At 61.7% G+C, this 17,014-nt stretch carries 13 protein-coding genes; 8 read left to right on the forward strand and 5 right to left on the reverse strand.

The genetic code is table 11. The features are described 5' to 3' along the window. A partial coding sequence (locus G8767_RS33035; protein ID WP_206030007.1) for a non-ribosomal peptide synthetase occupies positions 1-5,239 on the reverse strand: 5,239 nt, incomplete at its 3' end. A gap of 303 nt (positions 5,240-5,542) precedes the next feature. Here G8767_RS33035 and G8767_RS33040 point away from each other — a divergent pair. From G8767_RS33040 to G8767_RS33060, 5 genes are all read left to right on the forward strand, one after another. Further along, positions 5,543-6,367: an FAD binding domain-containing protein gene (locus G8767_RS33040; protein ID WP_166814006.1), complete on the forward strand. Its 825-nt coding sequence runs from the start codon at positions 5,543-5,545 to the stop codon at positions 6,365-6,367. After that, positions 6,364-9,057: a molybdopterin cofactor-binding domain-containing protein gene (locus G8767_RS33045; protein WP_166814008.1), complete on the forward strand. Its 2,694-nt coding sequence runs from the start codon at positions 6,364-6,366 to the stop codon at positions 9,055-9,057. The genes G8767_RS33040 and G8767_RS33045 overlap by 4 nt, the downstream gene beginning before the upstream one ends. Further along, entirely contained in the window at positions 9,054-10,025 is a 972-nt protein-coding gene (locus tag G8767_RS33050) for an antibiotic biosynthesis monooxygenase (protein WP_020969775.1), read from the forward strand. The genes G8767_RS33045 and G8767_RS33050 overlap by 4 nt, the downstream gene beginning before the upstream one ends. Positions 10,026-10,382: 357 nt before the next feature. Continuing rightward, positions 10,383-10,787, forward strand: coding sequence for a VOC family protein (locus G8767_RS33055; protein WP_166814010.1), 405 nt, complete (start codon positions 10,383-10,385; stop codon positions 10,785-10,787). Then, a complete protein-coding gene (locus G8767_RS33060) occupies positions 10,784-11,068 on the forward strand; it encodes a helix-turn-helix domain-containing protein (protein ID WP_166814012.1) in 285 nt (94 codons plus the stop codon). Before G8767_RS33055 ends, G8767_RS33060 begins: the two co-directional genes overlap by 4 nt. Before the next feature lie 245 nt (positions 11,069-11,313). Here G8767_RS33060 and G8767_RS33065 read toward each other — a convergent pair whose 3' ends face one another. Beyond that, complete coding sequence (locus G8767_RS33065) at positions 11,314-11,781, reverse strand: MarR family winged helix-turn-helix transcriptional regulator (protein WP_166814014.1); 468 nt, start codon at positions 11,779-11,781, stop codon at positions 11,314-11,316. Positions 11,782-11,917: 136 nt separating this feature from the next. Between G8767_RS33065 and G8767_RS33070 the strand changes: the two genes are divergently transcribed. Then, the gene (locus tag G8767_RS33070) at positions 11,918-13,123 is read left to right on the forward strand and encodes a DUF3089 domain-containing protein (protein ID WP_166814016.1); all 1,206 of its coding nucleotides are present in this window, start codon (positions 11,918-11,920) and stop codon (positions 13,121-13,123) included. A gap of 58 nt (positions 13,124-13,181) precedes the next feature. On the opposite strand, the gene G8767_RS33075 is transcribed toward G8767_RS33070, so the two are convergent. The 3 genes from G8767_RS33075 to G8767_RS36090 all read right to left on the reverse strand — a co-directional run bounded on the left by G8767_RS33075 (position 13,182) and on the right by G8767_RS36090 (position 15,763). Next, the gene (locus G8767_RS33075) at positions 13,182-14,243 is read right to left on the reverse strand and encodes a helix-turn-helix domain-containing protein (protein ID WP_234036752.1); all 1,062 of its coding nucleotides are present in this window, start codon (positions 14,241-14,243) and stop codon (positions 13,182-13,184) included. Between the two features lie 9 nt (positions 14,244-14,252). Continuing rightward, a complete protein-coding gene (locus G8767_RS33080) occupies positions 14,253-15,224 on the reverse strand; it encodes an alpha/beta hydrolase (protein WP_166814018.1) in 972 nt (323 codons plus the stop codon). Between the two features lie 332 nt (positions 15,225-15,556). After that, on the reverse strand, positions 15,557-15,763 hold the full coding sequence (locus tag G8767_RS36090; protein WP_240952965.1) for an alpha/beta hydrolase: 207 nt from the start codon (positions 15,761-15,763) through the stop codon (positions 15,557-15,559). 43 nt (positions 15,764-15,806) lie between these two features. On the opposite strand from G8767_RS36090, the gene G8767_RS33090 reads away from it, so the two are divergent. Beyond that, the gene (locus tag G8767_RS33090) at positions 15,807-16,775 is read left to right on the forward strand and encodes an alpha/beta hydrolase (RefSeq protein ID WP_166814022.1); all 969 of its coding nucleotides are present in this window, start codon (positions 15,807-15,809) and stop codon (positions 16,773-16,775) included. Positions 16,776-16,777: 2 nt separating this feature from the next. Then, on the forward strand, positions 16,778-17,014 hold a 237-nt coding region (locus G8767_RS33095), incomplete at its 3' end, for an acetyl-coenzyme A synthetase N-terminal domain-containing protein (protein WP_277346943.1).

The raw sequence follows: 17,014 nt of genomic DNA on the forward strand, positions 1-17,014 counted from the left end.
CCCCCACACCATCCCAACCACCCACCACCAACCCACGCTCGGAAGCGCCCAGAACCTCCGTATCACCCACTGGAGCAGTTGGATTCGAGACAAACGACCGGAGTAGGCGGACGAAACGCTCCCCGAACTCGGTAACTGTGGTGCACTCGAAGATATCGGTGGCATAGGTGAAAGCGGCGTCGAAACCCAAGGGGCTGCCGTCCTTGCCACGCTGCTCGGAGAGCGACAATTGCAATTCGAATTTGGCGACACCGACGTCGACTGAAACAACGTCGACACCGAGTCCGGGTAGTTCGAGGTGAGGATCTGCGGTGTTCTGGAATTCCAACAGAACCTGGAAGAGCGGTGAATGAGACGACGAACGCTCCGGCGCAACAGCATCGACGACGCGCTCGAACGGCACCTCGATTTGCCCGAACGCTGCCAGATCAACGTCGCGAGTTCGTGAAAGGATCTCCTCGAAAGTCGCGGCAGGATCAACGACGGTTCGCAAGACGACCGTGTTGGCGAACATTCCGACCACATCGTCGAGGACTCGCTCGGTGCGCCCTCCTACCGGAGTGCCGATCGCGACATCCGGCGAGGCGCTCAGCCGTGCCAACAGGATCGCCAGCACTGCGTGCATCACCATGAACGGGGTGGTGTTGTGGCTCCGAGCGAGTTCGAGGAGGTCACTGTGCACGTCTGCGGGCACCGAGAATCGGACCGATTCACCGAGCATGGATCGTGCCGCGGGCCTCGGTCGATCCAGCGGAAGGTCGATCACGGCAGGTAGACCGGACAGGGTGGACGTCCAGTAGTCCAACTGCTTCGCCTCGAGATTGTCCGGATCGTCGTCACTGCCGAGCAGTTCGATCTGCCATTGGCTGTAGTCGGCGTACTGCACAGGCAAAGGCGGCCAGTCCGGTGTCCGCTTCGCTGCTCGCGCGGCGTAGGCGCGGGTCAGGTCGCGGGCCAGCGGCTCGAGCGATGCTCCATCCGCTGAAATATGGTGAACCACCAACGCGAGGACGTGATCGTCCGGAGTGATTCTGAAAAGAGACCCGCGCAGGGGCACGTTCGCGCTCACGTCGAACCCTTCGCGAGCCAGATCGGCGATGCGCCTGTCCAAGGCTTCCTCGTCCACGGATACTTCCCACGCCATCTTCGACGTCACGTGTTCCGAAGGAACTACCACCTGATGTGGGCCGTCGACCGACGCCGGGTAGACGGTACGAAGCGATTCGTGTCGATCGACAACATCGCCCATCGCGAGCTGCAGCGCAGCCACATCCAACGCCCCTGACAGTCGGACCACCATCGGAATGTTGTAGGCCGGGGACGACGTGTCGAACTGATTGACGAACCACAGGCGTCGTTGCGCCGGAGACACCGGAATCTTGTCCCTGTGCGAATGTGCCTGCAGGATTGGACGCTTCGAACGCGAGGGATCAACGCCGGAGGACTTCGCGCCACGCACCTGGAGGGCCAATGATTCGACCGTCGGTGCTTCGAACAAAGTCCGCACCCCGAAATCGACTGCTTCAGCGGCGTTGACTCGTGCGATCAGCTTTGTGGCAATCAGTGAGTTCCCACCCAGCTCGAAGAAGTCGTCACCCGCACCCACCGTCTCGGCGCCTAGGACGTCGGCAAAAATCTCGGCCAGCAACAGTTCCTCGGCGCCCTCGGGCGGCCGAAAGTTGTCCGACCGAGCATCGAACAGAGGTGCCGGTAAGGCAGCGCGATCGACCTTTCCCGATGGAGTCACCGGCAACTCGTCGAGAAAAACAAAGGCCGCGGGAACCATGTACGACGGCACGCGGCTCGCGGCGTACTGCGTCAGCTCGGCAGTCGAGAGCGCACTTCCGCCGGCAGGCACGACGTACGTGGTGATCATCGTTGTACCGGAGGGACCCGCACGCGCCACGGTGACTGCATTCTCGACCTGCGGACACGACTGCACGACTTTGTCGATTTCCCCGAGTTCGATACGGAATCCGCGAACTTTCACCTGGAAGTCGCTACGACCGACGTACTCGAGTGCACGGCCGCGGCGCCGGCGCACCAAGTCGCCCGTTCGATACATCCGCCGGCCTGGGAGACCGAACGGGTCGGCCACGAATCGTTCGGCTGTCAACGCAAACTTCCGGTGGTAGCCGCGTGCGAGCGCGTCTCCCGAGATGTACAGCTCGCCAACGACACCGTCGGGGACGGGGTGCAATCGCTGATCGAGCACGACCTCGTCGAATCCGCGGAGCGGACCGCCCACTGTGATGTTCTCCGACGGCACCATAGGCTCGCCGATGTTCGACATGACGGTGGTCTCGGTCGGCCCATAGGCGTTGCACAGCCGTCGGCCGGGAGCCCACCGCTGCACAAGATCCGGTGGACAGGCCTCACCACCGACCACCACATCACCGAAGCCCGAAAGGCCCTCGGGCGACGCTGTTCCGAGCGCCGCAGTAGTGATGAAACCGTGCGTGACACGCTGGGATTCAAGGAAGCGAGACAGCTCGTCACCGCCGTAGATCGTGCTCGGTGCAATCACCATGGTCGCTCCGGCACCGAAAGCCAGAAGATACTCGAAAATCGAGGCGTCGAAACTCGGGGTCGAGAAATGCAGCGTTCGCGCTTCCCGAGTCGCGCCGAACCTCGAACGCTGTTCGGCAGCAAGCGCTTCCAGTCCACGATGCGAGACCGTCACCCCCTTGGGGAGTCCGGTCGAACCCGAAGTGTAGATCACGTATGCGGGATTGTCGGGCCGGATCGGGTGCACCCGATCGCCATCGGAGCCCGAGCGCACCGACAACCGCGCAAGTCGGCCACGGAACTCAGCGTCGTCGATCGCCAACCAGGAAATCGAATCCGGCAAACGATGAAGTTTCGCAACGACCGTCAACCCCAGTACGGCGCCGGAATCGGTCAGCATGAAGCGAACACGTTCACTCGGATAGGTCGGATCCACCGGCACGAATGCCGCGCCGGCTTTGGTCACCGCCAACATCGCGACAACCGATTCGATCGACCGCGTCAAACCCAGCGCCACACTGCTTTCCGGACCGATACCGCGGTCGATCAAGACTCGGGCCAACTTCGAGGAACGCTCGTCGAGGTCGCGATAGGTCAACTCGTCTTCGAGAAACGCGAGAGCCACGCCGTCGGGGTTTGTGCGTGCCGCACCGTCGAACAACTCGGCCAAGGTGCGAGGCGAAGCGCGAAGGTCACCGCGGACAGGCCTCATCGCGGATCGCTCGTCGTCGGACAAGATGTCGATGTCGCCGACGATCATTGCCGGATCTGTTGTGACGGATTCCAGGACGCGCGCGAATCGCAAACCGAGGCCGCGTATCGTCTCGGCGTCGAACAGGTCGGTGGCAAACGCGAGCGTCACCGTAATTCCGGACGGTGTATCCGCCTCGTCGAAGGTTTCGACAGCAGACACTCCGAGATCGAAGCGGCCGATGTCGGGAGGGTGCTCGTCAGCGCTGGCGACCAACTCGAACGTCACCTGTACAACCGGCGCATACGCAGGTACATCTTCTACCGCAAGCGACTGCACCACCTGCTCGAGCCGTATCTCTCTGTGCGCCTGCGCATTACTGTGGACCTCGACGACGCTGCCCAGGAGCGCCGTGAACGGCGTCTCCAGATCGATATGACTCCGGACGGCGACGATGTTCGCGTCGGATCCCGCGGGAGTACCGATTACCACGTCCGAAGCACCGGACAATCGGCTCACCACAAGCGCAAAGCCTGTGTGCAGGACCGCGCAAGTGTCCGTCCCGAGATCACGTGCCATTTCTGTAATCCGCGTGTGAGTGTCGGCGGAGATCACGACCTCAACCTGTCCACTGTCCAACGATTGCGTTGCAGGCCTAGTTCGATCGAAGGGAAGTTGCAACAGTTCGGGCGCCCCGGTGAGCTGAAGTCTCCAATATTCGAGCTGCCGGATTTCGCGTTGTCGTCGCTCGCCCTCCCGGGCCGTCGGGCTGTGAATTTCTGCGAGTTCGGCACCGGAATCAGACGCGATCAACTCTTCCAGCAAGCCGACAAAATTCCGGTGGTGCTCGCGTAAACCCGCCTCCTCGTAGCGGACCGGGTTTGCCCGGAAGTCGACACGCAGTCTGTCGCCGCTCGGATACAGGTTGACCAGAAGGTCTTCCACCGGACCGGAGGTGACGATGTGATACTCCCCAACCGCCTCGCCCAACTGCACCTCCTGCCGAAACATCATGACGTTGACCATGGGCCCGGAATACGAGGCTTCGCCATCCAGACCGCTCGTCACGCCGGCGTCCCGACGGATGTCGTCGAGGCTGCAGCGCTGGTGTCGCAATGCACCCATGAGCTCATGCTGAACCTGGGCGAGGAGTTCACCGACGGTGTCGACGGCTGCGACTCTGATGAGCAACGGCGCGACGTTCACCATCATGCCGCCCGAGTCCCGCAACACCGCCGTGGTCCGTCCGGACATCGGAACATGAATCTGGACAGTCTCTTTCGCCGTCATCCGCGAGAGGTACAACGCGAGCGCAGCGATGACCGTTGCAGCGTGGTTCTCGGATTCGTAGAGAAGGGCACAGCTCCGGTCCGACATCAGTGTGCTTTCGAGTCGGCTCTCGGTTTGCGCGGGCCCAGAAGCCTCCGCCAGGCTGGATCCGGCGACGGTGGTATTGCGCTCAGCCCAGTACTCCCGGTCTGCGGCGAATCGATCCGACATTCTGTACCGCTCGTCGATGTCGTACAGCGTGCGCAGTGTCGCGGCACGACTCGGCTGCGGATCTTCTCGCGCCGCCGAGGCCGAGTACCGATGCGCAATGCGGTTCATCATGGTCATGGCGCCGAAACCGTCGAGCGCGACATGATGAATGCGGCTGTACCACAGATAGTGCGCGTCGCCCACGCGCAGCACAGCGGTCTCGACGATTCCGTCGACTGCCAGGTCGAGCTGCGTCCGGCAATCTCGACGCATCCACTCGACCGCATCCGCGAGAGGATCGGAGGACCGACGAAGGTCGACAAGACGGACGGTGATCTCAAATGTCTCGTCCACGTACTGCATCGGTTGACCGTCGACCTCGATTACTTTCAGCAACGGAGATTGAAACTCGTGGGCAACTGCTCGCGTTTCACGACCCAGTAGTTCGACGTCGAGTTCGCCGCGCAACTCGACGTAGTGCGCTATCAGAATGGGGACTTCGGGGTCGAGTTGTTGTGCGAACCACGTTGCCCGTTGCGCGGCCGAGAGCGGAAATCGCATCTCGGAAGAGTCTGTTCGTTCGACCTCGAAGGGTTTCACAATGCCCCGCCCCGCACGGTCTCCGCGGCCGCCGAGTGCGAAGCCGCGTCCGAATCCAACAGCGCGAGAGCAAGAGGCTGATCGCGCCTCTCAAGGAGTCGTACCCAGAATCGGTCGGCGCATGCACCGGCCGACTGGTCGATGCCGCAGATGCGTATGTCCGTTCCGATCGACTGCCCGAAATGCACTAAAAGTGTGAATGTGCCCCGCCACCTCGGTAATGTCCCTCTCCTAGACGACACATCCCCCGAGGGGAGCAGGCGCATGGACATCACCACCATTACCGAAGTGATACGCCGACCACCGGATCGCCCAGGGGACGTGTGGCGCCCCGGCGATGCCTGGCTGGCCGGCGGAACCTGGCTGTTCTCAGCGGAACAACCCGACACACGTCGACTCGTCGACCTCACAGCACTCGGCTGGGCACCACTGGAAGTCGGCCCGAGTCACTTCAGTGTCGGAGCTACGTGCACCGTCGCCGAGCTGTATGCGTTTGTGCCGCCGGATAATTGGCACGCAAGTCCACTGATTCGCGTCAGTTGCGAATACTTCCTCTCCTCGTTCAAGGTGTGGAATGCGGCCACGGTAGGCGGCAACATCTGTATGTCACTTCCCGCCGGGCCGATGATCACTCTGGCGGTTGCCCTCGAGGCGACGTTCACACTGTGGGCTGCCGACGGGACAGCGAGGACCGTCGACGCGTGCGACTTCGTGACCGGTGACCACCAGAACGTCCTGGAGCCGGGCGAAGTTCTTCGGAGCATCGAGTTCCCGGTGCACGCGCTCACCAAACAGCACGCCCACCGCCGATTCAGTCTCACTCACCTCGGGCGGTCAACGATCTTCATGATCGCGACGCAGACTCCCGGCCTCCACGACTTTCACTTGACCATCACCGCGGGCACGACCCATCCGATCCGGCTGACGTTCGACACGATGCCGGACGAAGAGTCGCTGCGACGGGCCGTCGACGCCATCCCGGCCGAGAACTGGTTCAGCGATCCCAACGGAACCCCCGACCACCGCCTCCATCTGGCCCGTCACTACGCCGACGAGCTCCGAATCGAACTGACGGGGAGCCGGTCATGAGCTACACGGTGAACGAACGGACGTTCGACGAGGAACCGTTCCCCGGTCAGTGTCTGCGCACATTTCTTCGGCACCTCGGACACCACGGGGTGAAGAAGGGGTGCGACGGCGGTGACTGCGGGGCGTGCACCGTATGGCTCGACGGCGCACCGATACACAGTTGCATCACACCGGCGTTTCGCGCCGACGGTCGCGACGTGACCACCATCGAGGGGCTCGGCACGCCCGAAGATCTCCACCCGATTCAGCAGCAGTTCCGGGACGCACCTGGCTTTCAGTGTGGGTTCTGCACCGCCGGAATGATCATGACCTCGGCCGCGCTCACCGACGCGCAGAAAGAAGACTTGCCGCGTGCACTCAAGGGAAACCTGTGCCGCTGCACCGGTTACCGATCCATCGAAGACGCTGTCAACGGTGTCAGCGCAATCGAGGTCGCCCTTCCCGGACAAGCAGTCGGAACAAGCGTAGGCGCGCCGGCGGCAACCGAGGTGGTCACCGGACGCGCCGAGTACACGATGGACACCGCGATCGACGGCATGCTGCACCTGAAAGTGCTGCACTCGCCTCACGCCCATGCACGCATCACCTCCATCGACACCAGCGAGGCGCTCGCCGTCCCTGGCGTCCACCGCGTCTACACCTGGAAAGACGTGCCGCGCAAGCTCTTCACAACGGCAATTCATACCGACCACCTTGTTGATCCGGACGACACGTACATCCTCGACAACGTCGTGCGGTTCGTGGGTCAGCGTGTAGTGGCCGTCCTCGCCGATTCCGTCGTCGCTGCGGAAGAAGGCCGTCGGAAGGTGAAGGTCGATTACGAGATCCTGCCTTCGGTGTTCGATCCGGAAAAGGCGATGGCCGACGGCGCCCCAGCCTTGCACGGATCCGACGATCCCTTTGTTCGAGATCCCGAGCACAACATCCTGCTCGAACTTCACGGTCATGTGGGCGACGTCGAGGCCGGGTTCGCCGAAGCCGACGTCATCCACGAAGGCACCTACTTCTCGCCGCGGGTTCAGCACGCGCACCTCGAGACGCACGGTTCGATCTCGTGGATGGAAGACGGACGCCTTCACGTTCGCACAAGTTCACAGTCCCCCTCCATCGCCAAGGTCAAACTCGCCCACCTCTTCGACCTCCGCCCGGATCAGCTACGCGTGTTCTGCAGACGCGTGGGCGGCGGGTTCGGCGGCAAACAGGAAGTGATCAGCGAAGATCTGGTGGCGCTCGCCACCCTGGACACCGGCCGTCCCGTCTGTCTCGAGTTCACCCGAGAAGAAGAGTTCACCACCGCGTCGCCGCGTCATCCGATGAAACTGACGATCAAGCTCGGAGCGAAGTCGGACGGGACTCTCACCGCCTTTCACTACCGAAACGTCTCGAACACCGGTGCATACGGAAATCACGGCGGAGAGACACTCTTTGCCGGCGGCGCGGCAGTCTCGCTCTATCGCTGCGCGAACAAGAAATTCGATGCGTATTCCGTCTACACCAACAATGTTCCGAGCGGCGCTCTGCGTGGGTACGGGATGACTCAACCGGCCTTTGCCGTGGAATCGGCGATGACCGAATTGGCCAACGCGCTGAACATGGATCCGCTCGAACTGCGTCGACGCAATATCGTCCGACCGGGCGATTCACTCGTCGCACTCGAAGACGGCCCCGACGACGTGATCTTCACCGAAGACGGCCTGGGGCAATGCATCGATCTGATCGATGCCGCGTTGAAGCGCAATCCGATTCCCTCGCTCGGAGACGAGTGGCTCATCGGGACCGGTACTGCCAGTTCACTACATGAGACCGCGCCACCCACCGAACACATTTCCGAGGCCTGGCTCACCCTCGGCGAAGACTGTGTATACGAACTTGCCATCGGTACAGTCGAATTCGGCGAGGGAACGTCTACCGCCCACGTACAGATCGCCGCGAATCAGCTGGGCACAACACCGTCACGCGTACGAATCATTCAGTCGGACACCGACCGAACCGGTTTCGACACAGGCGCTTTCGCCAGCGCAGGCCTGTTTGTAGCGGGGAACGCGGTACTTCGCGCGTCGAATGCGCTCCGCGATCGATTACTGGCCTTCGCCGCGCACCACACCGGTGTGTCGATTGACCAGTGCTCGATGGACGACGACAAGATCGTGTGCGGCAGTAACCGTGTGACTCTTCAGGAGATACTCGAGGCCGCACGTCCGCGCGGGATCCGCTTCACCGAGGCGCGGAAGGCTTACGGATCTCCGCGCAGCGTGGTGTCCAATACTCACGGCTTCCGGATCGCCGTCCACCGCGTCACCGGTGAGATCCGCATCCTCTACAGTGTCCAGGCAACCGACGCCGGGGTGATCATCAATCCGGCGCAGGTGCGGGGGCAGATCGAAGGGGGCGTCGCCCAGGGCATCGGCTTTGCCCTCACCGAGAACTTTCACGTGGACGAACACGGCGCGATGATGAACCCGAATCTACGTAACTACCGGATCCCGACCTATGCAGATGTTCCACGCACCGAGGTGATCCTCGTCGAGTCATCAGACTCCGTCGGCCCACTCCGCTCCAAAGGCATGGCAGAGTGCTGTATCAATCCGGTTGCCCCTGCGCTCGCGAACGCACTGCAGGACGCCACCGGGTCGCGATTCCGGTCGCTACCGCTCACACCTGAGCGCATCTACACAGGGCTGAACCGATGACCGCGAACACGTCGGCGGACAGCGCCGCGACGGTCATCATCGGCCAGCGAGTGCGTCCTGGGCTGGAGAAGGAATTCGAGGTCTGGCAGAAGGACCTCAACCGTGCGGCCGCAGACTACGCCGGCTTCCTCGGGGCGGAAATCGCAGCTCCGACGACCACCCAACCTGATTGGGTGATCGTGTACCGCTTCGACTCCATCGCTCATGTTCAGGCGTGGATCAACAGCGCGACACGGCAGGACTACCTCGAGGACGGCCGGCAGTACTTCGACGGACCGGCCACACAGCAAGTGGTGAGCGGCGGGATCAAGCCCCCGGACCCGCTGCTGACCGTGGTCGTGACGCACCGAGTCGGCGACGACAGCATCGACGAGTTCCTCGCCTGGCAAGACCGTCTTCGCGAGGTGGAAAGCGCGTTCGAAGGGTTTCGCGGCACCGAACTGTTCCGCCCCGTCGACGGCGTGCAGGACGAATGGACGCTGCTGTATCGCTTCGACAATGCTGCCCATCTCGACACGTGGCTGACTTCTCCTGAGCGACAACAACTCCTCGCCGAGGGCCGCAAGTTCCACGACTTCGAACTGCGCACTGTCGACAATTCGTTCGGCAGTTGGTTTGCCTTCGACGAGAACGGAAACGAGGCCCCTCCACCGTCGGAGACAAAAACCTCGATCGCCGTCTGGGTCGGCCTCTACCCGACTGTCGTCTTGCTTACTTTGGCACTGTCACCGCTGAAGCTGCCACTCTGGCTGGGATTGTTGATCGGCAACTTGTTGTCGAGTTTCATCATGAGTTTCTTCACGATGCCGTACTACGTGAATCGACTCCTGCACCGCTGGCTGCGTCCACCTTCGGGGATTCCTGTCGCAAAAACCAACGCGCAAGGAGTGGCAATCGTCGCCGCGGTGACCTTGTTCTGGGTAGTCGTCTTCTATCTCGTGACCACTCAGTTCTGGAGCCTCCCCTAACGATCGCGGGGAGACATCCTGCGCCTACCCGCCCGCTGTTTTCAGATCATCGGCGGCGTGTGATGTATCGCCACCGTTACTCGAGACCGAACGCCGCGATCGTGCCGCCACCAGCGGTCTTGTATTCACCAATCCATCGGTCTACAGGGAAACTCGACTACCCCCTTGGCATCTGCGCAACCTCCACGATCATCGCCCTGCGACGCGATCACCGAGGGACATGGTGGATACTCGCATGGCCGCTGGTGACAGCTCTCGGCGTGATCGTGGCACTCGCCACCACCCCACAGTTCGACTCAGCCAGAGCGCACAACCTGACCCTTGACAGCGTACTTGCATTTTGCAAGTGTGGATCACATGAGCCTGTTCATCACATGCCCGGTCGAGAGCGTCGAGCGCGCGACCACCTTTTACACCGCCCTGGGCTGGACCCTCAACACCGAGATGTCCGATCACAATGTGTCGTGCTTCGCGATCGCGCCCGAGCAGTACGTCATGCTCGGCAGCCGCGAGATGTACGCCAGCGTCGGCGGCGTCGAGGAGCTGGTCGGCGGACCCCGCACCCCGTCGAAGGTGACGGTCTCGTTCGACCTCGGCAGCCGCGAGGCGGTCGACGAACTCGTCGCCCGCGCCGGCGCCGCCGGTGGGCGCATCGGCGACACAGACGACTACCCCTTCATGTACCAGCGCCAGTTCGACGACCCCGACGGCTACCACTACTCGCCGTTCTGGATGAAGCCGGACACCGATACGACCGCGTGAGCGACCTCGCAGCGGCCCTCGAAGTCGTAGGAGCACGGTGGGCGCTGCTGATCGTGGAGCGGCTGCTCGACGGGCCGCAGCGCTATGGCGATCTGCAGCGCGATCTCGGAGTGCCAACCAACATGCTCGCGACCCGCCTACGCGAGCTCGAAACGGCCGGCGTACTGACCCGTCTGCCCCTGCGGCACAACACACGGGCGTACGCACTCACCGACCGTGGGCATGCCCTACGCGGGGCAATCGTCGCGCTCGGACGCTGGGCCGCTGACGCTGAGGGGTGACAGCGACAGCTGCCTGAATGTCGGGCGACAACACTGCACCTACCTAGCGTCGACTATCCTGCACGCAACGAAGCCGACCTGCTCGTCAGTCAGCGACACGTACCCCAACCATCGCCCGAACTCTGCTCTCCTGCTTCAACTTTCGCGCAAGGACGCAGTTGACCCGCAACCCCGCGAAAGGTACCGGCTTCGCAACCGTGCATCACCCGCGAGGGGTGACGCACCAGCATGAACTGTCACATCGCTCAGACGCGAAGGTTCTCCGCAGCCTGTGACAGAGCCGCACCAGCATTGATCGCGCCGAGAATGCCCGCCAGGTCCCGGGTTTGATCGTCGGTCAAGTCCGCGAACATCTCTGCGCCCAGTCCGTCGAGCAGAGCGTCAGCCTCTGCCGCTGCCAGTCGCCCAGCATCGGTGGCAACCACCAAGCTGCGCCGACGATCAGTAGCGTCACGCGTCCGGGTTGCGAACTCCTTCGCTTCCAAATCGTCGATGACCGCCACCACAGTCGTCGGATCTATCCGGCTCCGTCGACCGAGCTCCGACTGCGACAGCGGTCCCTCGGCGACAAGGACCTTGAGCAGTGTGTAGTGCCGGGTCCGCATACCCAATGGAGCCAACCGATTCTCGGTCAATCGAAACGCCACCTGACCGAGCTTGACCAGCAAACACCCCGGATGAACGGCCACCGAATCCGGCACCAACGGTTCCATCGACACAGCTCCTCCCGGCGAGATCCCGCGAGCTCGCACGATTTGCTTCGCAGTACCTATAGTCAGCAGTGCGAATCATTTGTATGGTCTACCTCACAGTAGACGACCTGTGTGAAGCAAACATGACGGAGGATGCATGAAGACCGGACAAGCAACGTCGAACTGTTTGCGCACCAGAAAATCCCACGTTCGTGCACGTCGATCACTCTTTATCGCTCTGGCAACAATCCTCGTGGCGCCGGCCTTTGCTGTCAGCGCGACGTCACCGGCAACCGCAGAACCGAACTCCGGCACACAGTGGCTCTGCACGCCCGACCTCACTTCCGACCCGTGCGATCTCCCCTCCGACACCACCGATCTCCTGACCGGTGAAGTCCAACCACCGAAGGCAGACAGTGCCACCGACAAGCCCGTCGACTGCTTCTACCTCTATCCGACAGTCAGCAACCAGGTTGCGCTCAATGCCGACCCTGCCGCATCACCGGAAGTGCAGTCGATCGCGCGATTCCAAGCAGCCCGATTCTCCGACGTCTGTAGGGTGTTCGCACCCGTCTACCGACAGGTTCCCTTGCTCGGGTTGCCCGCCGCGCTCGCCGGTCTGGACGGCCCACTAGAACTCGCGTACGGCGACGTGCTCGCCGCCTGGAACGACTACCTGGAGAACGACAACAACGGTCGCGGGGTGATCTTCGTCAGCCATTCCCAAGGAACGATGATGGCACGCAAACTCATTCGAGAGCAGATCGATCCGAACCCGCAACTACGTACACAACTGGTCGGCGCCTTTCTCATGGGCGGAAACGTGACCACTGCAGCCGGGAAGACCACCGGCGGCGACTTCGCGAACATCCCACTGTGCACTCAGCAGGGTGAGACCAGTTGCATCACCGCCTATTCCACCGAACTCATCGGACTCCCGTCATTGTTCGGCAACAGCTCGTACGACCTCCTGTCGACCCGGATGGGTCTACCCAACGGACCCGGATTCCAAGTCGCATGCACAGACCCAGCGTTCTTGAGTGGTGACCCGCAACCCGTGGGAGTGACCATTCCGAGTGCGCCCTACTCCTTCGGCATCATCTCGGTCCTCATGGACTACACGACGTTGCCCGAGCCACTTCCCACCTCCACTTCGTCCTGGACCACCAGCAAAGGGCGAGGAGGCGGAGAATGCGTCGACACCAACGGATTCCACCGATACCGAATCGAGATGACCGTTCCTCAACCGATCAACGAACTACCGCTGTTCGACACCCACCTACTCGACCTCAACTTCGGACTCGATCGTCTGGTCGACATCGCCGCCCAACAAACCCACACCTGGCAAACCGCCGGACGTTGATCGAGGCGTCGCCGGAACCTCCGAACTTTTCGGAACAATCGGAACGCGCAGACCGAGCCTAGGCACTCTCCAACAACATGATCATGGCAGTCGCGCGGGCGCGGTTCTCGAGTGCATCGACACCGAATCCGAAATGATCCGACAACTTCGTCAGTCGGTGCGCAACACTGCTGTGGTGAAGATGCATCGAATCCGCGGTTGCTCGCAACGTGCCGCATCGTAGGTACACTCTCAGCGTCGCCAGCAGTTGCACGCCGGTTTCGGATGTCTGCAAGCCCAAGGCATTAGTCATGTCTTTGACGCGTACGTGTTCGACCTTGGGGCCAGGCGCAAGAAGTACCAGCGCTCCGAGATCGTCGGCGTTCACCACCGGAGTGCACTTCGACGCCTGATCTCGGGCGAATCGCGCAGTGCCGATCACCAAATGCGCTTCCGATGCCTTCGAAGCCAAAGATATCCCCGCGTAGGTCAGTCGAGCGGTATTGCCGTCGGACGATATCGGCCTCGATGGTCCGGGATCCAAGATGAGACGCAAGGAGTCCCCGTCGATCTCGACGCCGGTCGCACGGCCGGGAGTCGCGTCTGCGAAAACGGAGAGACGCGGGTCAGCACCTGACTTGGTGACAACCACGCGCACGCACGTCGACGGATCGATCCGCAGCGCTGTGCACGCAGTGAGTACCGCGAACTCGTCCATGGGCAGAAGCAGATTCCGAGAATGCTCGGCGTCAGTCAAGGGACGGCGCGGCTGAAGAATCGATGCGGCAGTGAGAGCCATTCGGTCGACCAGCATTTCGTCGAGAGGAACTCGATCACCGAGACGTTCGATCCAGACTCGTCCGGCGACGACATCACCGATCACGATCTCCTTGGCGGTGGTTCGAGTTCGTTGAGGCCATGGCGACCACTGTCCACGCGGGTCGTAGCGACGGGTGTCACGGCTTCCGAATTTTCCGGATGTCTCGATACCGACCACACAATCCGCAAGGGTGGCACTCGCGCGGAGCAAAGACGCAATGTCTGCCCCGTGCCGAACCAGGGTGTCGAAATAGTCGATGACTCGTACCAAGCCCGCCGAGTCCGCATCCAATTCGGCAAGCCGGTACATCAACCCCTGCATCGATTTTCGCTACAAAGTCGGAGCAAGAACACGAAGACCCCTCTTCAACGCGTTGAGTGATTCCGTGACGCAGCGCTTGCTGACCTCGGCCGTCGCAACCATCCCCGATCCGTGAAACGTGCCGGGGAACGAATGGAGTTCGACGCTGACCCCCGCTTGAAGCAGCCGGAGCGCGTACTCGATTCCCTCGTCACGGAGCGGATCGAGCTCCATGGTGCAGAGATATGTCGGCGGTAGGTTCGTCAGATCAACTGCCCGCGAGGGCGCGGCGTAGATGGAAACATCCGGATCCTCTGGGCCGGCGTAGGTCTCACCAAGGTAGTACCGCCACGACATGATCGCATTCGGTCGATTCCACAGTGGCGTGTCGGTGAATTCGGTCATGGAAACTGTGTTGAGCCTGTCGTCGAGCTCTGGGATTTCGAGCAACTGAAATGCGACTGGAACAACCCCTTCGTCTCGCGCCTTGAGCGTGGTGCCTGCTGCCAGCCCTCCTCCGGCACTCTGTCCACCGACTGCGATGCGATCACGATCGATTCCCAATTCATCTGCATGGGAATGGATATAGATCAGTGCGGCATAACAATCATCGAGTGGGCCCGGGAACGGAGTTTCGGGAGCGAGTCGATAGTCGACGCTCACGACGGCAAATCCGAGAGCTCGTACCACGTCGATGCAGTAGGGATCACACGATTCGGCTGTACCCACCGCGAACCCACCACCGTGAATCCAGAGCAGAACCGGGAGGAGACCTTCCGCATCCATCGGAGTGAAGAGCCGAAGATCAATGTCCGGATCGCCGCCGGACCCGGGTACCGTCAACTCTTGCAAACGAACTCCGTCGAATGACAGGCCCGCCAACAACGTGTCGACCATGCCGTTCAACGTGGACCGCGACGTGGCCAGATCGGAAAAGTCACCTTCGGGAAGCATGGTGACGGCAGCTGCAAGCTCTGGATCGAGCGTAGGAAATTGTGGCATGGACCAATCATGTCCTTGATTGTGATCTGCGTCATCGGCAGCGTGTAGGAACATAGGGGCAAATTGTCCGACGGGCGGCGGGGCCGTTGTGAACTACAGGTCAATGATGATTCTGCAACGGGTCACGAGAGTTCGCCGAGAGACCCCGATGCCGACGCCGATGCCGATGCCGATAGCCATTCTGTCGTGGCCGTGCATGACGCCAGGAAGAATATGCAGCTCACAGGAAACCCCGGCCTTGACGCGGCACTGAACGAACGTGACACTCTCGTCACGGACGATATCGAGTTCTCCTACTTCGATGTCCGTGCCGGGCAACCCTGCGAAGTCGGTCAGCCGACCCCGAGGCGCACGCCGGCGAGACCGAGTCCCCACCCAGGTCGTCTCCGAGAACTGCATTTCAGATCGCGGGCAAGAAATGCGGTGCCTGCCGCGATTTCTCCTCCGCCGCTGTCTCCCATCACTGCGACGCTGGTGACCGTTTGATCGAGGTTGTGTACACGCACAGTTGTCGGAGGTAAGTCTGTCTTTTCCGACATCCGGCGGGTGCACCGTCCGCACCACTCACGCAGGATTGCCTGCATGACTTACGAATTCGATCCTGAACTTGTTCCGATGCTCGCCGCGCTGCCAGATCAGAGTTCACCAGCGTTGTCCGTTTCAGAGATTCGCGAGCAACTCGCCGATCATTCGGCACACGGTGGAGAAATCGACACCTCAGGTGTGTGGATCCATGACCAATGTGTGCCAGGCCCGCCGGACTCTCCCGACATCGCACTGAGGGTCATTACTCCCCATACGCGCAAGGGCACCGGCGCTGTGTACTACATTCACGGCGGCGGGTTCACTGTGGGCTTTGCTTCGATGCGCGACGACGCCAATGTCGTCGTGGCCCGAGAACTCGGTGTCGTCGTGGTGTCTGTCGAATACCGACTTGCACCGGAGGATCCGTTCCCATCAGGCCTGGAAGACTGCTACGCCGGACTGCTGTGGGTAGCGAAAAACGCTGACGTTCTGGGAATCGACCCCGAAAACATTGTGATCCAAGGTGATAGCGCAGGAGGCGGGCTCTGCGCAGCGCTTGCCCTGCTGACACGAGACCGAGGTGGCCCCGTCCCCGTATTCCAGTTTCTCGGCGTACCCGAGATCGACGACAGGCTCGTCACGAAAAGCATGCTGGCATTCACCGACACACCGCTCTGGAATCGGCAGGCCGCCGAACAGAGCTGGGACGCCTACCTCGGCGCCGGCGTTCGCGGCACTGACGCCGTCTCCGCCTACGCAGCACCCGCGCGAGCATCCGAGCTGTCAGGTTTGCCGCCGACCTACATTTCGGTCATGCAATACGATCCTCTACGCGACGAGAATATTGCGTACGCTCAAGCGCTTCTCGATGCTGGAGTATCCGAAGAGGTACACCTGTTTCCCGGCACTTTCCACGGATCGGGACTGGCGAAGGACGCAGCGATCAGTCAACGGGAATTCCAGGAAGCGTTGACAGTTCTGGGTCGAGCGCTCGGCGTCGATCGAACCGTCACCCGGACACGATGAACATGCGCACAGAAGGAGACACGACCGAATTGAGAGTCTGCGACTCACTCCCCAATTCTTATCCGCCGAGCGCAGAGTTCGCTGCGGCCGCCAACGCGGGACCGGAGTTGGCGGCTGCCGCAGATACCGACCGCCTCGCTTTCTGGGCGAATCAGGCGCAGCGCCTTCACTGGCACGAGAAATGGACCGACGTCCTCGACTGGACCGACGCCCCCGTCGCCAAGTGGTTCGTCGGCGGA

This window comes from Rhodococcus sp. IC4_135 (genome assembly GCF_011602025.1).
GTDB lineage: Bacteria > Actinomycetota > Actinomycetes > Mycobacteriales > Mycobacteriaceae > Rhodococcus_F > Rhodococcus_F baikonurensis.